We start from the raw sequence: 21,690 nt of genomic DNA on the forward strand, positions 1-21,690 counted from the left end.
GAATAGGCTAAGGAATACCATGAATCGGTTAGAGGAAGTATCTACCAAACTAGAATTCATGCGGGGTGTGCTGCATGAAACAGAGGCCGCAGGTATTCGACTACGGGGAACGGATTGGTTTGCCTGGGCGACGGCTGGCGGTTCCAATACTGTACTGTTGGCCGCCGAAACGGGTGTGGCTGAAGTTCTGGTAACACCAACAGATGCCTGGATACTCACAGATACCATTGAAGCCGAACGGCTTAAGGATGAGGAGCTTCCCGAAGGTTCCTCCTATAAGCTCTCCGTCAATCCCTGGGCCAAAAGTTCTGATCGCGAATCCTTCGTTCAGGAGGCGACGAATAACGGCAAGATTCTGAGCGATAAACCAGCCGCAGCCAACGAATCCTCACTTCCCCAATCCCTGACTCAGCACCGATGGGTTATGCTGCCCAGCGAAGTGGAGCGGTATCGTCAGGTGGGACGGCTTGCCAGTGAAGCCATGACAGAAGTGCTGATGCGGGCAGAACCAAACTGGACAGAGTATCAGCTTGCCGGAGCAGGGGCAGAAGCGATGTGGGCCAGAGGGCTGCATCCAGCGCTGACATTGGCGGCAGGCGATCGCCGCCTCCCCATCCATCGGCACCCCTTACCCAGTGGAGAAACCCTGGGACGGCAGGCTATGCTGGTTTTTTGTGCGCGAGGACATGGGTTGGTGATTAGCCTGACCCGCTTTGTTTTCTTCGAGGGTTTCACGCAGCAAGATCAACAATTACATCGCACCATTGCTGAAATTGAAGCAGAAGCTCTCAATAATTCCCAAATTGGAACACCGCTGAATGCGGTTTACAACGTTCTCGCCACAGCCTATAAGCAGCACGGTTATCCCAACGCCATTCGCGAACACCATCAGGGAGGGACGGCGAGCTATGGAGCACGCGATGTCGTGGCAAACCCAGAAACGACCAGTCAGCTCGCTGCTAATATGGCCGTTGCCTGGAACCCCAGCATTCCGGGAGCCAAGATTGAAGATACTTTCTTGTTGACCTCGAATAATACGTTGGAAAACCTGAGCTTTGACCCCAAGTTTCCCCACGCTGAAGTTGAAGGGCGGCTCCGCGCTGTCCCGTTGGAGCGCTAATTATGGATTTTGTTCAAATTTTTAATGACGCCCCCAAAATTGAAACCAGTGCGCCCGGGCGAGTGAATTTGTTGGGCGAACACACCGACTACAACGATGGGTTTGTGCTGCCAACAGCCATCCCTCAACATACAACCGTTGCCATTGGCCCCAGTCCAAACGATCGCCACCACTTCTACTCTGCTGAATTAGAAGAAATGGTTGATTTGAACCCGACTGACGCCGCAGCTGAGGGCTTTGCCAGTTATGTATACGGCTGTATTCGCATGGTAGAGGAATCTGGCTATCCGGTTCCTCCCTTGAATGTGTTTGTGACATCCTCGGTGCCTATTGGCTCAGGTTTGTCGAGTAGTGCCGCGCTAGAAGTGGCGATGTTGCGGGGCTTGCGATCGCTTCTCAATCTCGACATTGACGATGTAAAAATCGCACAACTCGGACAGCAAGCTGAGATTCAGTACGCAGGGGTCAGTTGCGGCATCCTTGACCAGATGGCCTCCAGTCTTGCTGATACTGAGCACATGCTGTTCCTGGATACCCGCACCCTCGAGCGCAAGATTCTGCCCTTCCCTGCGGGAGCTGAAATTGTGGTAATCGACAGTGGAGTCGCGCGATCGCTCGCCACCAGTGGCTACAACCAGCGACGCTCGGAGTGTGAAGAAGCAGCCCGTCAGTTAGGCGTCAAAGCGCTACGCGATGTCAGCGACCCGCAGAAGGTGGAGCATTTGCCAGAGCCTATCCGTAAGCGGGCTCGCCATGTCATCACTGAAAATAACCGGGTGCTCAAAGCCTTAGACGGAGTTCCGCCGAAGGTCTTTGGCGAGCTCATGAATGCCTCTCACGCCAGCTTGCGGGATGACTACGAAGTATCAGTACCTGCCCTCGATCAACTCGTTGATATTCTACAAAATACCTCCAATGTCTTTGGAGCTCGCTTAACGGGGGCTGGATTTGGAGGCGCCTGTGTAGCGTTGGTTGCGGAGGGAGAAGGAAAGGCGATCGCCCAAACCGTGCTCAACCACTACAACAATGCTGGATTCAACGGACATATTCTCGTTGATTAACTCATATAGCAATATGCAAGTGCGTTAGGTACAGCAACGATGGTGTGGGGCACTTCGTGCCCCACACCATCGTCCTTAATCAATGCGCACAGCGTTTTCAGTACTTCGATTAAAGAAATTGAGTTTTTTGAAGAAACAGCGTTACCGTATTCATTCCGCCTCTATCAATGGGGAGAATAGGTTCTATAGAGGGCTACATTTTGCTTTGCGGAAGCGCGATTAGCCCTAACCCCCAAGCGGAACGGACAGCAAAATGGTTCAGAGCATCAATACAGCGACTTTTAATTCAACAGATTTAGATCAACTTGCAGAAGACTTGAATCGTGATGGTATCTGCATCCTTCGTGGAGCACTCGATCGCAGCTTAATTGCAGAGTGGAAAGCGGCGTTTGATGAATTATTCCATGAGCGTCAACAGCGGCCCGGTGGCCTCGCGCCTCGGGGAACAGCCCGGTGTTATTTGACATTACCCTGGGTTGCTCCCTTTGCGAATCCTGCAGTCTTTGCCAACCCCGCTATTCTGGGTGTGATCGATCGCGTCTTCTATCAGGAATACAAACTCGTTCAACTGGCTGCCGACATCCCCATGCAGGGATCGGAGTACCAGGAAATCCATCGTGATTTTCGTCCCCTGTTCAGCGATCAGATTGTCACGCCCCTCTATGCGCTGGCCGTGAACTTCCCTCTGGTTGAAGTGACCTCTGAAAACGGCCCCTTCGAGATGGCACGGGGTACCCATGTCATGTCCCGCGAAGAGGGATTGGTTAAAGTGCAGGCAGGCGAAATCCCCATGGAGCAGTTTTACTTGCAGCCCGGTGATGTAATGATTCGATCGCCCCTGGCTCTACACCGGGGCACTCCCAATACAACTCCTGATCCCCGCCCAATGATCGTGATGGGCTATGTCATGCACTGGCTCCACACCCATAAGGTAGATTTGCTTTTGGAAGAAGGCTATTACAATGGGTTATCGCCTGAACTTCAGCAACTACTTCGCTGCCAGACGATCAAACAGTTGCCGGATAAGGCAACCGAAACCTACGTAAACTTCCAGTACTAATGGCAGTACGTCTTCCAAAAAACTAGTTAGTTTGAAACCTTGAGTTTTCTTTGTAGGAAAGCTCAAGGTTTCAAACTAACTGGGGTTTAGCCAATGCTATCTGACGTCATTACGGGTAATGCACAGCTTGAAGCTGACCAGCGACGAGGCTGGTTTGTTGGGGAATTTATCACCCCACCCGATGATCCCCGTTCAACTTCTGCAGTGGAAGTGAAGTGGGGAGTGCATGGGAAAGGCGATCGCCGCGCTGATTGGGCAGGGCCATCCGAAACAGCTACCCTGTCCATTTTGATCAGCGGTCGGTTCCGACTTGAATTTCCCGATGGTGAAGTCCTGCTCGCATCCCAGGGAGACTACGTACTCTGGCTGCCGAGTGTTTCTCACACCTGGTTAGCTGAAGAAGCATCCATCGTAGTAACGGTACGGTGGAAGCTTTAAATAGGGGATGTGAGCAAAGCTCACATCCCCTATTTTTGCTTTAAGCTTGCCCGTAGCATCTCTGGGGCCAGTTTCAGGCAACCTTTAATGAGAGGTGTAAGCAAAGCTGACACCTCCCATTTTCGCTTTAGCCTTGCCCGTGTCGTTTTTGGTGCCAGTCCCAGGCATGGGTGAGAATTTGATTGAGATCGGCATATTGGGGTTGCCAACCTAGAACATTTCGTGCCTTGTCGCTACTGCCCACCAAAATGGGTGGGTCTCCAGCACGGCGATCGCGCTCAACGACCTTAATCTCTCGCTGAGTCACTTTTCGGGCAACTTCAATGACCTCTCGCACAGAAAAGCCATTGCCATTACCCAAGTTGAACACATCACTATTGCCGCCAGATTGCAAATACTTCAATCCCAACACATGAGCCTGCGCCAGATCCGACACATGGATATAGTCACGAACGCAAGTTCCGTCATCGGTAGGATAATCCGTTCCTAATATTGAAATGCTTTCAAGCTTACCCAAAGCGGCCAACAACACCAGGGGGATCAAATGAGTTTCAGGCTCATGATCTTCGCCCAATAAACCGCCGGGATCAGCTCCAGCCGCATTGAAATAACGAAAACGCACAGACTTGAGCCCGTATGCTGTATCAAAATCAGCAAGCATCTGTTCCACCATTTGTTTGCTGGTGGCGTACGGGCTCATAGGTGCTTGGGGATGATCTTCAGTGATGGGTACAAATTTGGGAGCCCCATACAGGGCACAAGTCGAAGAAAAAACTAGATGTTTAATGGAAGCCGCAACCATCGCCTCTAATAACGTTAGCGTCCCCGCTACGTTATTCCGATAATACTTACCGGGATGTGCAACAGATTCACCCACCGCGATGAATGCTGCAAAATGCATCACTGCTGTAATTGGATAAGTGCTGAAGAGTTGATCGAGTAGGGAGCGATCGCTAATGTCGCCCACAATCAGTTTCACATTTAATCCTTGCTCAACCAATTCCCGGTGCCCGTTAGACAAATTATCCAGCACAAGCACGTCATATCCCGTCTGTTGCAATGCCAAAACTGCATGGGAGCCAATGTACCCTGCGCCCCCAGTCACCAAAACCATGGGTTGATCAACCACCGTTTTACCCTCTGCTTAAAAAGGTTTTTGTAATCATACTTGGAGGTTCTATTTCCTAAAAACTTCGATGGAAATATTTCCGTATACTCTACAAAAGAGAAATGAAATATATACCAACCGCCTCCCAGATTATACGGAACAAAGAGGAATAATGAAATCGGATATACCGTATAAAAGGCCCAATTTCTATCCCTTATTTTCAAAAAGCCTCTATCAATTTCTTATCTAATTGATAATTGTTTTTATACCTTAAAGCTCCCTCATTTCAAGGCTTACGAGTTTTCATTAAATTACTGATGCAGCAGCAAGAAAAGAGTTAAAAATCAAGTATTAAAAAATTCGTGAATCAGATTAAACACATTATGACTGATAACATTTATACTCAAAACGGTTAGCCGAACTTCTACCTGAAGAAGTATTTTCAATAGAATAAAAACCACTATTCTTTAATTACGCGGCACTCGCTCTTTCGAAGGCTTAAGTAGGAAGTGAAGAGGCGGGTTTGTAATTTTCTGCATATTGATCTCTGCATTGCGGATATTAATTGCGAAGGTTTGCAGAATTTCTACCTTAAACTCTCGCCATTTATCTATGCTGTCAATTTCATTCCTGGGTGACTTTGACTCATTAAATCCATAAGTTGGAGGTAAAGTATGTCAACACATTATGGCTTGAGCGGTTCTCTAAATGGAGGTAATGGGTCAGTAAAGCAATCTTTAGAGAATCAACTTAACCGAGAACAAAATTCTTTATTTCCAAATCTGCGCTTATCTGAAAACACAGTTTTAGAAGCCACTTCTCCTGAAGTTTCTGATCTAGTCTGTTTTTCACATTTGCGCTGGGATTTTGTTTATCAGCGCCCTCAACACTTATTGAGTCGCTGCGCTCAAAGCCGTAGAGTTTTCATCATAGAAGAACCCATGGCCAGCCCTGATGGTTCCGCATGGCTGGACGTTAGCAAGCGCGAGGGCAATGTTCGCATTGTTGTTCCATACCTGCCAGAGGGCTTGGATGAAGAGCAACACATAACTCTCCAGCGGCGGCTGCTAGACGATCTATTCGCAGCCGCTCATATTCATGCGCCTATTCTCTGGTACTACACACCTATGGCAGTGGGATTCACTCGCCATCTGCAAGCATCTGCAGTTGTGTATGACTGTATGGATGAGCTGTCTGCCTTCAAGGGGGCGCCTCCAGCATTGCAAGAACGGGAAGCTCATCTCTTTAAGCTGGCAGATCTCGTATTTACAGGCGGGCATAGTCTATACGAAGCCAAGCAGCACCAACACCCCAGTGTTCATGCTTTCCCCAGCAGCATTGATGCCACACACTTTGCTCAGGCAAGAGAAGGAATTGAAGATCCAGCGGATCAGGCCGCTATTCCTCATCCCCGCATGGGATTCTACGGCGTCATTGACGAACGGATGGATCTGGCGTTATTAGACAGCATTGCCCAGGCCAGACCCGATTGGCATTTCGTGATCATTGGTCCTGTCGTGAAAATTGATCCCGAAACGTTGCCCAAACATTCCAACATTCATTATTTGGGAGGCAAATCTTATCAGGAATTACCGAAATACTTAGCAGGATGGGATGTGGCATTGCTGCCTTTCGCCCGCAATGAATCAACTCGCTTCATCAGTCCTACCAAAACACCCGAATACTTGGCTGCCGGAAAACCCGTTGTTTCGACCTCTATTCGGGATGTGGTGCGCCCTTATGGGCAACAATCTCTGGTACACATTGCCGATACGGCACCAGAGTTTGTCGCAGCGATCGCCGCTGCGCTGGAGCAAACTCAGACAACTCCTGACTGGTTGGACCGAGTCGATACATTCCTGGCGCAAACATCCTGGGATTTAACCTGGCAGGCAATGAATGAATTAATTGAGCGGGCGATCGCCCTCAAGACCTGCAACGCTCCTAACAGCACTCCAGTAAGGCAAGCACCGGCATCGGCCAAGCCAACTTCCAGTGAGGTCAAAACGACCATTGGGAGCACAGCCAATGCGAACAAACGGTGATTTAGAGAAGTTTGAAAAGCAAACTTTTGTGGACACAGGGCCCAAAAATGTGACTCCTTCCAGAGCTTTTCAAACACGGTCACTTCATTACTCATACGGTGGAATAAACCCATGTTCGACTATTTAATTGTTGGTGCCGGATTCGCTGGAAGCGTTTTGGCGGAACGACTAGCCACCCAAAGTAACAAAAAGATCCTGATTGTGGATACCCGCAATCACATCGCCGGTAATGCCTACGATCATTACAATGACGATGGTATTCTAGTACATAAATATGGTCCTCACATCTTCCATACCAACTCACGGGATGTATTTGAGTACCTGTCTAACTTCACAGACTGGCGGCGCTATGAACACCGCGTTCTCGCCAGTGTTGACGGCCAATTGGTGCCTATCCCCATTAATCTGGACACCATCAACAAGCTGTATGGATTGAACTTAACTTCCTTCCAGTTAACCGAATTTTTCGCTTCCGTAGCTGAGCCTAAGGACTACATCCGCACCTCGGAAGATGTTGTTGTCAGCAAAGTTGGGCGAGAGCTTTATGAAAAGTTCTTCCGCAACTACACTCGCAAGCAATGGGACATTGATCCATCCGAGTTGGATAAATCGGTTACAGCACGTGTTCCCACGCGTACCAATCGAGACGATCGCTACTTCACTGATACCTATCAGGCGATGCCTCTCCACGGTTATACGCGTATGTTCGAGAACATGTTGACGCATCCCAATATTAAAGTGATGCTCAACACCGACTACCGGGAGATTCAAGACTTCATTCCCTACCGCGAGATGATCTACACTGGCCCCGTAGATGGCTTCTTTGACTACTGCTATGGTAAGTTACCTTACCGTTCTCTCGCCTTCAAGCACGAGACGCTGAACGAGACCGTACACCAACCTCAGGCAGTAGTTAATTATCCCAACGAGCATCTTTATACCCGTGTCACGGAGTTCAAGTACCTGACCGGACAGGAACACCCCAAGACCAGCATCGTGTATGAGTATCCCAAGGCAGAAGGTGATCCCTACTACCCGGTGCCGCGTCCTGAAAATGCCGATCTATATAAGCGGTATAAAGCATTAGCAGATGCGACCCCTAACGTTCACTTCGTTGGACGGCTCGCCACATACAAGTACTACAACATGGACCAGGTGGTTGCACAGGCGTTGGCACTCTATGCCCAACTGTCTGAGCGCCCAAGTTGGCACCCCGAAACTGAAACCCTACGGGTTAGGAAGCCAGTCAGTGCTACAGGTGAGTTCGAACAAAGCCCCAAACATGGTGTAGTCAGTACCACGGGTGAGTTGCAACAGACTGGGAAAACTCCTGCGGTCAGTGCAACCGGCGAGTTCCAGCAAAACGGAAAGGCCGAACGGTCCCTCAACGGTACAGGCAGCAAATCGTCCAATGGTTCTGTCTAACTCTCTTTGGTAAATCCCTTGCATCAGCATAGAGTTTGCTAAGCATTATTTGTGGGGCCTTTGGCCCCACAAATAATACCAATTGCTAAGCGTTATTTGTAGGGCTAAAGACCCTATAAATAACACCGATAAGTATCAGGTACTCGGCACTTAAAATTTGGCATTGCATGCCCGACACCGTGCAATGTCAATTCTTCCAGTGTTAAATCAAAAACCTGAAAATTGTCAGTTTGGAGCGGCTGGGGACGTGATGAATTTAAAGCAAGTTTCACCAGAATTGGAATTATGGGGTGGAATTGAGTGTACGGTGAATCGCGTGGGCGATCGCTATCTAGATCAACTCGAACGCAACGGACATTACATTCGCCTCGAAGACCTCGATCGGTTTGCCGTGCTTGGGATACAGGCGATCCGATATCCTGTTCTCTGGGAACGTACTGCGCCTAATGGTTTGGATCAGGCCGATTGGTCATGGGCCGATGAGCGGTTGACTTATCTGGATGACATTGGCATTCGTCCCATTGTTGGTTTGGTGCATCACGGTAGTGGCCCTCTCCATACGAGCCTGATGGAGCCTACATTTGCAACTGGATTAGCCCAGTTTGCCCAGGCTGTTGCTACCCGTTACCCATGGGTGGAGTACTATACACCCGTTAATGAACCGTTAACAACTGCACGGTTTAGCGGGTTGTATGGGCACTGGTATCCCCATCATCAAGATGGTGTTAGCTTTATCAAAGCATTGTTGAATCAGTGCCGTGGTGTCGTGCTTGCCATGCAAGCCATTCGCCAGATTAACCCGGGGGCAAAACTGGTTCAAACTGAAGACCTCGGCAAAGTATTTAGCACTCCCTTGTTGTCTTATCAGGCGGAGTTTGAAAATGAACGGCGATGGCTCTCCTTTGATTTACTCTGTGGTCGCCTTGACCACAACCACTTCCTGTGGCCTTATTTACGTTCCATTGGTATTGAGGAATCCGAACTGACCTGGTTTCTCGACCATCCTTGCCCTCCTGATATTTTCGGCATTAATCGCTATCTCACGAGCGATCGCTTCCTGGACGAACGGCTCGATCGTTACCCACCCCACACTCACGGTGGCAACGGTAAACACCAGTATGCCGATGTTGAAGCGGTGCGGGTCTGTACCGACGGCATCTGCCCAGCCTACACGTTATTAAAGGATGTTTGGGAGCGTTATCAGCGTCCCATCGCGATTACAGAAGTACACCTGGGATGTACCCGCGAGGAACAGTTACGCTGGATTAAGGAGATCTGGGAAGCTGCCCAATCCTTACGGCAGGACAAGATAGACGTGCGAGCGGTCACAGCCTGGTCACTGTTGGGAGCCTATGACTGGAATAGCCTCGTCACCCGGGCTGACGGTTTTTATGAGTCGGGTGTTTTTGATGTGCGCCCAACTTGTCGTAACAGTTCGCAACCGCTGCAACCTCGTCCTACGGCGATCGCCACAATGCTACGCCACTTGGGCGCAGGGCAGGAATACAATCATCCCCTTCTGGAAGTCCCGGGATGGTGGCAACGCCCCGAACGACTTCTCTACCCCCCCGTCGCCTGTTCCCCCAGTTCCAAAGAAGCAGGGATAAGCCCCCCCGCTCCCCTGGTTCCCTGCCCCCCTGCCCCTCTGCTCATCACCGGGGCAACCGGCACCCTTGGACAAGCCTTCGCCCGTATCTGTACTATCCGAGGCATTCCTCACCGCCTATTAACCCGGCGGGAAATGGACATTACAGACCCGGCCGGAGTAGAGCAAGTCTTAGACGAGCTACAGCCCTGGGCAGTGATTAACACAGCAGGTTATGTGCGAGTGGATGATGCGGAACGCGAATCGCACCTGTGCCGTCTCATCAATGCCGATGGACCGGCAATCTTAGCCAATGCCTGTGCTCAACGCAATATTGGGCTCGTTAATTTCTCGTCTGATCTCGTATTTGATGGGGATCATCAACAACCCTATCTAGAAAGCGACGAGGTATCGCCATTAAATGTCTACGGCCATAGCAAAGCACAAGCTGAACAATGGGTTTTACACCATCATCCTTGTTCTCTCGTTATTCGTACCAGTGCATTTTTTGGCCCCTGGGATGAGTACAACTTCCTGACCATCGCTCTCCGCACTCTGCAGGCCGGACAACCCTTTGTAGCTGCGGAAGACGCTATTGTTTCTCCCACCTACGTGCCCGACCTGGTTCATGCCACTCTGGATTTACTGATTGATGGGGAATGTGGATTGTGGCATCTAGCCAATCCGGGGGCGATCGCCTGGGCCGATTTAGCCCGTTTGACGGCTCAGTTAGCTGGAGTAGATGCCTCTACGATCCAACCCTGCTCGATTAAGAATCTTGGCTTCGCAGCTCCCCGTCCTACCTATAGCGTTCTCAGCAGTGAACGCGGTATCTTGCTCCCGGATTTAGATCGGGCGATCGCTCAATACCTTCGGGACTGTGAGCTCATTCACCGCTAGCCTTCTGAGACCCACAATGTGTAGCAGCAGCACCATGCCGCTACACATTGTGGGTCTTCAAGGGGGAGATTAAATTACATATTAAAAATTCATCGATACGCAGGAAGAAGAGAAAGGGTAGCGACCGCTAAAAACAACAGGGCAGAGCCCGTCTCTAACATCGCGACATATTTAATGTTTGTTGTACAGTACCAATCACGCTTGAAAAAAATAATACCGTACTTGAGCAAAACTACACCAAAAGACAACGCAGTGATAGGTGATAGCCAGCCTATAGACCACAATCCTGTAACAGCCAGTGTTGCGATCGCATGATAAACCAAGCTCGGCATTACAGAATGGGATTTGTCTTTGCGAAACTTAACCGTAAAGATCGCACTAGAAAAGAAAAGTGTATTCAAAATCCATAAGCCAAGCACAGAGATGGTAAAGCTTCCTGTTGTAACTGTATAAGCGAGCGGAGCACATAAGCACACAGCCGCAAACGTAATCAACTCATTGAGAGCAGATTTTTGCTCACGAAAGAAGACTGAAACCACATCAATCAAAAACGCAGCGATCGCCCCCAAGTAAATCCATAGCAACGGAGACCATGCGCCTTGAAGCCAGTAGAGGTAGAGAGCGATCGCCCCTGCGACACTCGAATACAAGCTACCCCAAAATAGAAAGCGGGGTTTAAGACTGCGACGTTGTTTAATTTGTAAAGCCCATGGATGCTCAGCCTGAAAACCGCAGAAGGCACAAATGAGAGCCAAGGTCGTCACCCAACTCCATTGCTGAGCGGCAGCGGCTCCCGTCAAAAATGACACGAGCAGCATAATGTAGACACCGTGATCATGGGAGAACACGGGGCGGTACCAGACCTGAGCATTGGGCTTGTGGGCAGGGGAAAGGGTAGGGGTTTGATTTTGTGTTGAAGCATCCATGGTGGCATCGCAGATACAGTTATCAAATTTGTGATCAAGGGACGGAAAGGGTTTCTAAACCTACACTCCAGGGTCTGTGTTAAACGTTATTTTCTACACGATTCATGTATCAAGAAACCCTTTCATAATTGCATAACTTTTGTTACCAACATGTTAATAACGCCTGAGCTGCTCTCGGCGTTGTTCATTCCATTCATCAAGTCGTTGTTGAGTACGTTCTCGCTGTTCCTGTTGGTAGTCATTCCAATTATCTCGTTGCCGATCCCAAAGTTCCTCTTGGCGATCCTCAAATTGAAGCTGATAGCGTTCTTGCCGCCGTTGTTGTTCGTTTTGATAGCGTTCTTCTCGTTGTCGCTGCCATGTTTCTGGAATAACATCTTCAGAATCAACTTCTGGGTCGAGGATAATATCTATCGACGGCGATTGCCTGGGAGTAGTTACCCGTGGAGGGCTTGCAGCAACAGCACTGATAAATAGATTAGAAAATAGGACGAGACAAAGGAGCTCTAGGGTGTGTCTGAGAGTTATCTCGAATGCCTTTTCCGTATACTTTGCGAGCAAAAAACCAATCTTTAAAGCAGACCCTGCTTCCAGACGATTCCATGGATACAACATAAGCACTCTCTCTATTGACGATTGCTCCGGCTGAGAGGACTAATCTTTACCACATTTCACGTAACAAGGTAGTGCCTCTATACTAGCCAAAATTAGCCTGAGTAGCCGCAAGCTTTTCAGCCTCGTTTTATGCTGATTCTCAGTACAGAGGAAAACCTTTAAAGCCCATTTTTTTTGTTGTGGAAGTTCTTCTCCACAACAAAAAGCTGATACCGAACTGGGGTTACCTGAAGGTTAACGAATAAAGTTAACGTAGAGGAGATCGCCACTTCATCTTTGCTCCCATGAAACGCAAGCAACGCAAAAAGCAGCCATTTCTAAACCGCCAAAATGCGATCGCTCTGGCTATTCTGCTGTTGTGCTTGCTGATTTATACCTGGTTTTGGAGACAGCCAGAGCGCGATCTATTCTCTGCAAAAGGCCTAGAGCAAGCGATCCAAAGCTGGGGATGGCGAGGAGTATTGGCTTACATAAGCATCCTCATGCTTTCTGTTGTCATTAGCCCAATTCCCAGTGCTCCTTTAGCAGTTGTTGCAGGTATGGTATGGGGGCCAGTTCGGGCAGGGATTTATAGCGTCATTGGCGGTTTTTTAGGAGGCCTACTAGCCTACTTTATTGGATACACATTGGGACGTTCAGTCGTATATTCGCTAACGGGAAAACTAATCTATTTCTCAAAAAATCGAGGGGAAATTTATTTGGGATGGATTATTTTCATCACCCGTCTGCTACCCGTTTTATCATTTGATTTAATCAGCTACGGAGCTGGTATAAGCGGGCTCTCCCTGCCTATTTATGCTACAGCTACGCTACTCGGTATGATTCCATCTACTTTTTTTCTGACGTTTTTAGGAGCAACATTTGTAGTTGGTTTGCCACTAGGAATAATTTTCTCTACTCTGTTTCTCATTCTATTATTTGGTTTACCCTACGGAATTCATCGCTATAACTGGTTTAATATGCGAGATATTATCCGTTTTGAGTAACTTCTATATTTAAGTACCGTACATAGAGCAGTCTTAGTCAGCCTAAGGCTGTTCAGTTTTATTGTGAAAGAGGACGTAGGGTTAACCCCACGTCCTCTTTCACAATAAAACTGAATATGAGTTAATAGCCAGCCGTGAGGATTAACCTACAAGTGCTTTCAGCATCGAAACAGCATCTTCTACTGTGCTTATGCAACAGGAGCAGCGGCCGTTGCGGTCAAGCCTACAGCCTCAGCATACTTGAGGTAGGTTTCAACCGAAGCAATAACGATACGAGCTTCGATAGCGAGTAGCTCAATTCCTACCAATGAAACCCGAACCCAAGCATCAACCACAACACCTTTGTCAAGGATACGGTCAACAACTTCAGCCAAGCTTGAGGAGGAGTTTACCTTTTCAACAGCCATTTGAGTATTCCTTAATTTCAGGGAGTAACTTGTTTATGCGTAACACCGCGTTGTTTCGAAGCTTTTTCGGCCTCACTGTATCCGAGGATAAGCGATGAGCCTGAAGGAGTTCTCCGGATTTGCACTTAATTTTGTTGTTCTCTATTTTTTAGAAATGCTGTAATTCCTGTGGTTACAAGACAATTCTTTACTTGTGTTATCAATCATCACTATAAGTTCACAAAAGCGATGATAGTGACATTCTATTAATAATATTCTATGTCATTCCACCGAGTCACTATAATCTTGCTTTTTTTCACTCGTATTTTCACTGAGTGCATGACCTAGTACGTTGAGGCGGAAATCCATCACCTATGTTTTTGTGTAGGGCACGTCTGTGACAGGCCAGAAAAGCGATCGCTTTATGAGGTAGCTCATAGAACGGAAAAACAAGCCTTGCCATAGTGAAAACATTGGAAGTGGAGTTGAGCCTCCTCACAACTTCCTCACATTCGGTATCTAAGCTTACAGAAATCCAAATACCCCAAGTGGGTTGGCCTTTGCTGAAGCCTTTTCCAATTCATTGATATTTCTCCTGGCGTAAGACATTTCACTGTCCTTCAGCCCGGTTTAAACCCTTCTCTTTAAAGCCTTTGCGAGAGACTGCCACGATGACGAGTCCATCCATTAGTATTACAACACCCAAATCACCAACTCATAGACGGTGGCTGAGCTTACCAGCTTGGCTCGTGTTGATTTGTGTTGTTATGTTCTCTGTATTGTTAGGAGCCGGAGCCGCCATTTGGAAAAATGCGCCTCCAGTGCCAGCAACCATTATTTCCCCACAACAAGACGTTATTCTGACTCAAGCCAACATCCAATCTGGCCAGGAAATTTATCTGGCGCGGGGTGGACAGCATATCGGTAGTGTATGGGGACATGGGAGCTATTTAGCCCCTGATTGGTCAGCAGACTTTCTCCACAAATGGGGGTTGGCTACAGCGGGTGTATTACAAACCGGCAGCGTCGATTTTAGCCAAGCAGATCTGGAAGCATTGCCAGTGGGCGATCGCGCCAGCCTTGAAGCCCGCGTTGCTGAGCAGTTCAAAACCAATCGCTACGATCCTGAAACTCAGGTTTTGGCGCTAACGAACGCTCAGACCCAGGCCTTAACCAAAGTATTCGCTGATTACCAAACCTTGCTGGCCCATGGTTCTCGGGACTTTTCTATCCCCAGCGGTTGGTTCACGAGCAATGAGCAAATTCAGGATGTCAGTGCATTCTTTGCATGGACAGCCTGGGCTGCTTCTGCGAACCGCTTTAATGCGCCTTTTTCTTACACGGCAAACTTTCCTCACGATCCATTGGTGGGGAACGAAGCGCCCGGTCAGTTTGTCATCTGGTCGATCGTATCAGTGGTTTTGCTCGTTGCGGGGATCGGCATCTTCCTGTTCGTCAACCTGAAAACGGAAGATGCAGACGAAGTACAAGAAGTTACTGCTCGTCCTGCAGTTCGCCTTGCCACTGCTAGCCAAAAAGTCACCACGCTATTCTTCGGCGTTGCAATGGCTCTGTTCCTGGTGCAAATCGGCATGGGTATGGTAACCGCCCATTATGCCGTTGAGGGAGATGGTTTCTACGGTGTGCCGTTGGATCAATTCCTCCCGTACGCCGCATCTCGTACCTGGCACCTGCAACTCGCAGTTTTCTGGATTGCGACTTGCTGGCTGGCTGCCGGCCTCTACTTTGGCCCTCGCTTTGGGAAGCATGAACCCAAGGGGCAGGCAATTGGAAATGCCGTTCTACTCGGTACGCTGACAATTGTGGTGGTAGGTTCCTGCATTGGTTCCTGGGCAGCTATTCAAGGCATTCTGGGTACGAAGCTCAGCTTCCTATTTGGGCACCAGGGTTACGAGTATGTAGAATTGGGCCGCTTCTGGCAAGTTCTCCTCATCGGTGGCATGGTCTTCTGGCTGTGGTTGATGTACCGTGCTCTGAAGCCTGCTCTGAAGCAGGAGGGTTCGAAGACGGGCCTGAATCACTTCTTCCTCTATAGTGCGATTACAATTCCCTTGTTCTACTCCGCCGGGTTGATGTACTCTAACCACACCCCAATGAGTGTTGCCGAATACTGGCGCTGGTGGGTTGTGCATCTCTGGGTCGAAGGGTTCTTTGAAGTGTTTGCAACGGTGGCGATCGCCTACCTATGCAGCGAGCTCGGCTTTCTCAAACGCTCTGCCGCTCTCAAAGCCACCTATCTGACCACGATTCTGTTCCTTGGCAGCGGTATTATTGGCACCTTACACCATCTGTACTTTGCTGGAACTCCAGTATTCATCACAGCAATGGGTTCGGTAGCCTCCGCATTGGAAGTTGTGCCTCTGACGCTGATCGGTTTTGAAGTCGCAAAGTCTGCCAAGTTGGCGAAGAATGCTCAAGGTTTCTACCGAATGCCATTGCGCTTCTTCATCGCTACCTGTATTTGGAACTTGATTGGTGCCGGTGTATTTGGCTTCCTGATTAATCCGCCGATCGTGCTTTACTACTCACAAGGCTTAAACACCACTCCTATTCACGCTCATTCTGCTCTGTTTGGGGTGTACGGTTCTCTGGCCCTGGCGCTGATGTTGTTTGCCTTGCGTGAAATCACTCCCGAGAAAGCCTGGAATGAACGATTGTTGAATTTTGCCTTCTGGCATATTAATGGTGGTCTTGCCGTCATGATGATCTTTGGGTTGATTCCAAACGGTTTCTACCAACTGATTCAATCCGTGAACTATGGCACCTGGTATGCTCGCAGTGCTGAAGTGATTCACTCTCGTTTTATGGAATGGACAGTTTGGCTCCGCATTCCCGGCGATATCATCTTTACAGTTGGGGCTCTGGCAATAATGGTGTTCGTAGTTCAAGCTATTTGGGCTATCCTACACCAACCTACGCAGAATCACCCTGAGCTGGCTGAAATTAAGCCTATTGCCGAAGCTTAAACGGCACTTCCACCCTATCTTTATGTAGTGAATGTGCACGATGCAAAGTATCGTGCACATTCGCTAATAGTTCAACTCAGGATCACAAATAAAACAACCCGTAATTTCCTATTGAGAGTAGTGGTTCTATCGCTACTCCCAATACAAAAAATACACGCTTTTTGCTCCAACAAATGGATATGGCAATAAAGTTCAAGCAAATTCAAGCCACAGATTTTACCACCCCAAGGAAATAATATGAACTTTAGAAGCACGGTAAAGCCTGATACAACTTATGGTTTATGTTTATTCTTTAGAATTCCTACTTTTCGCACGCCTCAGCTCTTCCAATAGAACCCTGTCTTGGAATCATATTTTTCTTAAAACGTGAGTATGACGTGTAGATAATCAGGTAGCTAGATTGATGGATGTTGAAATGCTTCAAGCTCAGCTAATCGCATGCGAGCGCGCCATCCTTGAATTGAATTATCTGTTCAGTGAAACTCTGGAAAACCAGAAATTGTTGCTGAACTACAAGGATAAAGTTTTGGCTCAGGCTGATGAAGAGAGAACATATTTTTTGTCGTTTAAAATGCCTCTACCTCGATGGGCAAGGCAGCATTTAGGCGCACTAGAAGCAGAAATTAAGCGATCGAGAAAGGATATGGAAGCAATGAGCTGGAATATCCAGAACTGTCAGGCGTTTAAAGACAAGCTGGAGCATAAGCTGAGCCAGCATTTAGAAGATGCCTGAAACCGCTTTTGTATAAGAATCAACGTTTTATGGACCATTAGTTCGAACAGTTTTTCTGAAACTCTTGGTTTTGCGTGCGCTTCGCGCACGCAAAACCAAGAGTTTCAGAAAAACTGTCCAGAGTATTGATGGACGAATAGAGCGTTGAGAAGAAAGTTGTGTGGTCTTGTGTAAATGCAGGTGGCGATCGCCTAACAAGCGAATGCCTTCCCCTGGCTCATCAGCTTGAACCAATCGTGCTTGCCCTTTGATAATGCAGATTGGAGGCAACACCAACGCATTTCACAAAGCAATTGAGGGCGTAGCGGCTGCGAAGGACCCTAGGGAACGTGAAAGAGGGTTATTTTTTGTGTATGAAGCACACGAAAAAACATCCTTTCACAAGCGGGGTTGAGGGTTCCATGGCAATTTATGTAGTTACGGGTGCAAATCGAGGAATTGGATACGAATACTGCCGCCAACTTCAAGGCCAGGGCAACACAGTCATTGCCGTTTGCCGCGCAGTCTCTCAGGAGCTGAAGCAACTGGGTGTGCAGGTTGAAGAAGGGATTGATATTACCTCCGATGCTTCAGTGGCGGACTTGCGATCGCGCTTACAGGATACGGCGATCGATGTCCTCATCAATAATGCAGGCATTCTCAAACGCGTGACTCTAGACAATCTTGACTTTGATAGCATCCGTGAACAGTTTGAGGTGAATGCTCTTGGAGCTTTGCGTGTTACCCATGCTCTGCTGCCCAACCTCTCGTCTGGGTCCAAAGTTGTACTAATGACGAGCCGGATGGGGTCGATTGGTGATAATACGTCTGGAAGTTCTTATGGCTATCGTATGTCTAAGGTTGCACTATCCATGGCGGGTAAGTCATTAGCACATGATTTGAAAGAACGAGGGATTGCTGTCGCCATTCTCCATCCCGGTCTAGTTCAAACTCGAATGACCCATTTTACCCCCGGCGGCATTCCACCAGAAGTCTCCGTTCAAGGGCTGCTGGCACGAATTCATGAGTTGACGCTGGAGAATACAGGTACTTTTTGGCACAGTAACGGTGAGGTGCTGCCCTGGTAGATGATTCTCCATTAAGCCGTTAGAAATGCAGCTAAATAAAACCCGGATTTTTGTGGAAAGTGGTACTAAATCATACCTCCCACAGAAAGAATGACAGATTCAGTAGATCACAGGTATGTTCAAAAACCCAGAGGAAAGGGGCACTTGGGACCTCTTTCCTTTGGGTTTTTGAGCGTTTTCAATCTAAAGCAAATTTGCGTATCATTTTCTGTAACTGCTCAGCCAGGGAAAAACAGGGGGTTCAAAATAAACATAGCCTGTAAAGGATGGTTTTGAGCTTAGAGGCCGAATTCAGCCTCATTCTTCCAACACGCATCCTGCCTTTCTTACGTCTGCACAATTCTATGGCAAGGCGTAGGAAATCGTCTCCCCTGTATCATCCACCTATGAAAATTCTTGGTTTGGTTTCGCCACTTGCTGGACTTTTGCTGATGTCAATGACGTTGGTAGCAGGCGCCGTTCCTGCTGCAACCACACGTTCTTCGGTTGTGCCCCCAGTGCCCGTGGATGTTCCCCTGGTAGCTCAGAACGATGCCTATGCCTCTTTGCGTCGCCATTTGAATACTCAAAACTGGCAGGCAGCTGATCAAGAAACCCGCCGACTACTGGAGCGGTGGGCTCAGGGAAATGCTCCCATGAGCACTCCCCTAGTCAGCAATATCCCAGTCGATGCGTTGCAAACGCTGGATCAGTTGTGGTTAGAGGCCAGCAATGGGCGATTCGGATTTAGTGTACAGCAACGTATTTGGCAGGAAGTCTCGACGCAGTATCCCAATGATAGAGCTGCTGCAGTACGGGCGTTTGGGCGACGGGTAGGGTGGCTACGGCCAGCTCCCGATAGCAACAATTTTGTATCCCCCGACTGGTTTACTGAGCCGGAACTTTCTAACTCCTTGAATGCGCCTATGGGTCACTTTCCCTGGGCAGGGGTTCCCTGGAGCCAGATTCAAGAGATGCTCAATCAGCAAAGCTGTGGCAGTTGCATGGTTGATGCCATGGACTTGCAGGGCGATCGCTTCTATCGCTACATCCCTATCCTCTATGATCGCGTCAAAGTCGCATTAGAAACTCCCACGCAACCAGGCACCCAAACCTGGAGTAGCCCCGAGCTGCGGTTTCAAATCGACCTCAATTCTCTGTACCCTTCCAACCGATGCCCGTTACAGACCGTGGCTCAAGCCATCAGCCCCAACAGTCAGATTCTCGCCGTGAGCAGCTACAGTTACGAGCGGGCCTGTGGAGGGGCCGCCAACAATAGCACCCTGGTTCTGTGGAACGCTCAACGGGGAAGTCGCATTATTACCCTTGTACGGGGGCAGGCTATGGAGTCCTATGCCTATAGAGGGCAAGCCCAGGAACCACCCACAGAGCAAGGTCAGATGGTTGGTGATGTCGCCAATGCGATCGCCTTCACCCCCAATAGCGAGCGAATTGTAGCAGGGATGGCTGATGGAACAGTACGCATCTGGTCGACGGCCACAGGGCAGCTAGAGCGCACCTTGACGGGGCATCGCTATGCCGTGCGGACGATCGCCATTAGCGCTGACGGCACTCAATTGGTGAGTGCCAGCTCAGACCAAACCATTAAAGTTTGGAATTTGCAAACGGGACAGCTCAGCCGCACCATGACACTGGGTGAGGGAGATGGAGTAGTACACACGGTGAAAATCAGCCCGGATGGGACGCGGTTGGCGATCGCCACCAACCGAAACGAACTGCAACTGCGCAATCTTTCCACCGGTCAACTTATTCGCACATTTGTAGAGGGAACGGTACCTCAGCCCTATGGGATACCGATTGCTTTTAGTCCAGACGGACGGTTTCTGGCAACGAGTGACACCGACAACAGCGTAAAAGTGTGGAATGCCAGCACAGGTGCTCGCCTGATTACCCTTCAAGGCCATGGGACGACGGTCAATGGCTTGGCCTTCAGCCCGGATAGTCAAACTCTGGCTAGCAGCAGCACTGACTATTCTATCCGGCTGTGGAACATGCAAAACTACCAGCTCCTGCATACTCTTAATGGGGCAGCCGGAACCATAGGAGGGCAGACTGAAAGCCCCAGCTATTTGTCCTTCACGGCAGATGGCCGTACCCTAGCGGCTAGTGCTCTGCTACCCTTCGCTCATCCCGTTACGCGAGAACCGCTGACGTTGCCGGGTCTTACCTTATGGGATGTAGCTTCTGGACAGAGCATCAACCAGGTGCAGTATGCAACGACATTTAACTTCAGTCCCAACGGTCAGTTCTTATTGACAAACGGGCACACTCTGCAAGTTTGGCAACCATAACCTGCAAGCGAAAGTAGTATTCTCATGCTTTTTCAAGCAGATTTGGTATAACCTGGGCACTTTAAAGGTTGTTTTTTCGTGCGCTTTGCGTACGAAAAAACAACCTTTAAAGCAAATCTTAGCGTTTTACTGTTCTACGGCGATGCCAGTGGGAAATCAATATTGGGGACACAGAGATAAACAGCAGAAGACCGACTGCCAGAAAGAAGGAAAGGGCACTACCTCCTTCCAAAGCCTGAGCTCCCGTCACACCAACCCATGTGTAAGCAATGGTACCTGGAATGATGCCGACGATGGTTCCTAGCAGGTAAGACCGCCAATCCACTAAGGTAAGCCCAAATAAGTAATTTTCAACATTAAAGGGAGTGACAGGAATCAACCGCATCGAGAGAACAAACAACAGCGACTGCTCTGCAATGCCGCGCTGGAATTTCTGTAAGGTTGGGTTATGGCCAAACCGATGCTCCACCCAATCACGAAAAAGATAACGCGTCAGCCACAATGCTCCCATTGCTCCTAAGGTAGCCCCGGCTATGGAATAAACAGTCCCCCAAAGGAGCCCAAACACCACTCCTCCTGCAATTGTAAAAATAACAGTCGGGAAGCCAATTACCATACAAACAGCATAGATTCCAATAAAGAGAAGAGGACTCCAAATACCCAATCTTTGTAGATAAGGAATGAGCGTTTCACGATTCAATAGAAATCGCAAAGGGCTAAAGCAGAAAATAAGAATTGCAACACCCCAAATGAGCGCGACTTGAAAGCGCCTATTGATTAGAAGTTGGCGAAATTGTTGAAAGTAGCGTGCGATCATAGAGCAGGAGTGAAGCAATATGGAAATCTAGGTACAGGACAAAAATTGAAGGACGTGGAAAAACTCATCGATGAATAACTCCAGATTCAGTAGGATTTGACGCAGGTGGTCGAAACCATAGCGAAAGATACTCTTGGCTT

16 protein-coding genes and 1 pseudogene are annotated in these 21,690 nt (G+C 48.8%); 12 read left to right on the forward strand and 5 right to left on the reverse strand.

Annotation, left to right across the window (positions count from 1 at the left end; translation table 11 throughout):
* Window positions 1-19 precede the first annotated feature (19 nt).
* The 4 genes from H6F91_RS04405 to H6F91_RS04420 all read left to right on the forward strand — a co-directional run bounded on the left by H6F91_RS04405 (window position 20) and on the right by H6F91_RS04420 (window position 3,679).
* Window positions 20-1,120 (forward strand): M24 family metallopeptidase, encoded by a 1,101-nt coding sequence (locus tag H6F91_RS04405; RefSeq protein ID WP_190775810.1) that lies wholly within the window; start codon window positions 20-22, stop codon window positions 1,118-1,120.
* Between the two features lie 2 nt (window positions 1,121-1,122).
* Entirely contained in the window at window positions 1,123-2,181 is a 1,059-nt protein-coding gene (gene galK / locus H6F91_RS04410) for a galactokinase (protein ID WP_190775811.1), read from the forward strand.
* A gap of 253 nt (window positions 2,182-2,434) precedes the next feature.
* A complete protein-coding gene (locus H6F91_RS04415) occupies window positions 2,435-3,241 on the forward strand; it encodes a phytanoyl-CoA dioxygenase family protein (protein ID WP_190775812.1) in 807 nt (268 codons plus the stop codon).
* Window positions 3,242-3,334: 93 nt separating this feature from the next.
* Window positions 3,335-3,679, forward strand: coding sequence for a signal peptidase I (locus H6F91_RS04420; protein ID WP_190775813.1), 345 nt, complete (start codon window positions 3,335-3,337; stop codon window positions 3,677-3,679).
* A 127-nt stretch (window positions 3,680-3,806) separates the two neighbouring features.
* Here the strand turns inward: H6F91_RS04420 and galE are convergent, their stop codons facing one another.
* Window positions 3,807-4,793 (reverse strand): UDP-glucose 4-epimerase GalE, encoded by a 987-nt coding sequence (gene galE, locus H6F91_RS04425; protein ID WP_190775825.1) that lies wholly within the window; start codon window positions 4,791-4,793, stop codon window positions 3,807-3,809.
* A 668-nt stretch (window positions 4,794-5,461) separates the two neighbouring features.
* Between galE and H6F91_RS04430 the strand changes: the two are divergent.
* From H6F91_RS04430 to H6F91_RS04440, 3 genes and pseudogenes are all read left to right on the forward strand, one after another.
* A pseudogene (locus H6F91_RS04430) lies at window positions 5,462-6,718 on the forward strand (glycosyltransferase family 1 protein); the annotation flags it as partial.
* A 225-nt stretch (window positions 6,719-6,943) separates the two neighbouring features.
* On the forward strand, window positions 6,944-8,257 hold the full coding sequence (glf, locus tag H6F91_RS04435) for a UDP-galactopyranose mutase (RefSeq protein WP_242035630.1): 1,314 nt from the start codon (window positions 6,944-6,946) through the stop codon (window positions 8,255-8,257).
* A gap of 250 nt (window positions 8,258-8,507) precedes the next feature.
* Window positions 8,508-10,742 (forward strand): family 1 glycosylhydrolase, encoded by a 2,235-nt coding sequence (locus H6F91_RS04440; RefSeq protein ID WP_190775826.1) that lies wholly within the window; start codon window positions 8,508-8,510, stop codon window positions 10,740-10,742.
* Window positions 10,743-10,831: 89 nt separating this feature from the next.
* On the opposite strand, the gene H6F91_RS04445 is transcribed toward H6F91_RS04440, so the two are convergent.
* Together H6F91_RS04445 and H6F91_RS04450 are read right to left on the reverse strand one after the other, a co-directional pair.
* Window positions 10,832-11,668 (reverse strand): YwiC-like family protein, encoded by an 837-nt coding sequence (locus H6F91_RS04445; RefSeq protein WP_190775815.1) that lies wholly within the window; start codon window positions 11,666-11,668, stop codon window positions 10,832-10,834.
* Window positions 11,669-11,821: 153 nt separating this feature from the next.
* Window positions 11,822-12,283: a hypothetical protein gene (locus H6F91_RS04450; protein ID WP_190775816.1), complete on the reverse strand. Its 462-nt coding sequence runs from the start codon at window positions 12,281-12,283 to the stop codon at window positions 11,822-11,824.
* A 284-nt stretch (window positions 12,284-12,567) separates the two neighbouring features.
* Between H6F91_RS04450 and H6F91_RS04455 the strand changes: the two genes are divergently transcribed.
* Window positions 12,568-13,269, forward strand: a complete 702-nt coding sequence (locus H6F91_RS04455) for a TVP38/TMEM64 family protein (RefSeq protein WP_190775817.1) — start codon at window positions 12,568-12,570, stop codon at window positions 13,267-13,269.
* A 188-nt stretch (window positions 13,270-13,457) separates the two neighbouring features.
* Here H6F91_RS04455 and gvpA read toward each other — a convergent pair whose 3' ends face one another.
* Entirely contained in the window at window positions 13,458-13,676 is a 219-nt protein-coding gene (gvpA, locus tag H6F91_RS04460) for a gas vesicle structural protein GvpA (protein WP_190775818.1), read from the reverse strand.
* Window positions 13,677-14,326: 650 nt separating this feature from the next.
* Here gvpA and H6F91_RS04465 point away from each other — a divergent pair.
* The 4 genes from H6F91_RS04465 (at window position 14,327) to H6F91_RS04480 (ending at window position 20,733) form a co-directional block, all read left to right on the forward strand.
* Entirely contained in the window at window positions 14,327-16,642 is a 2,316-nt protein-coding gene (locus H6F91_RS04465) for a nitric-oxide reductase large subunit (RefSeq protein ID WP_190775819.1), read from the forward strand.
* Window positions 16,643-17,045: 403 nt separating this feature from the next.
* Complete coding sequence (locus tag H6F91_RS04470; RefSeq protein ID WP_190775820.1) at window positions 17,046-17,375, forward strand: hypothetical protein; 330 nt, start codon at window positions 17,046-17,048, stop codon at window positions 17,373-17,375.
* Window positions 17,376-17,776: 401 nt separating this feature from the next.
* Window positions 17,777-18,442 carry an SDR family oxidoreductase gene (locus H6F91_RS04475; protein ID WP_190775821.1) on the forward strand — a complete coding sequence of 222 codons (666 nt, stop codon included), beginning with the start codon at window positions 17,777-17,779 and terminating at the stop codon, window positions 18,440-18,442.
* A gap of 431 nt (window positions 18,443-18,873) precedes the next feature.
* Entirely contained in the window at window positions 18,874-20,733 is a 1,860-nt protein-coding gene (locus H6F91_RS04480; RefSeq protein ID WP_190789237.1) for a GUN4 domain-containing protein, read from the forward strand.
* Between the two features lie 118 nt (window positions 20,734-20,851).
* On the opposite strand, the gene H6F91_RS04485 is transcribed toward H6F91_RS04480, so the two are convergent.
* The gene (locus tag H6F91_RS04485) at window positions 20,852-21,349 is read right to left on the reverse strand and encodes a TVP38/TMEM64 family protein (RefSeq protein ID WP_199307632.1); all 498 of its coding nucleotides are present in this window, start codon (window positions 21,347-21,349) and stop codon (window positions 20,852-20,854) included.
* Between the last annotated feature and the right edge of the window lie 341 nt (window positions 21,350-21,690).

The organism is Leptolyngbya sp. FACHB-8 (genome assembly GCF_014695575.1).
Lineage (GTDB): Bacteria > Cyanobacteriota > Cyanobacteriia > Elainellales > Elainellaceae > Vacuolonema.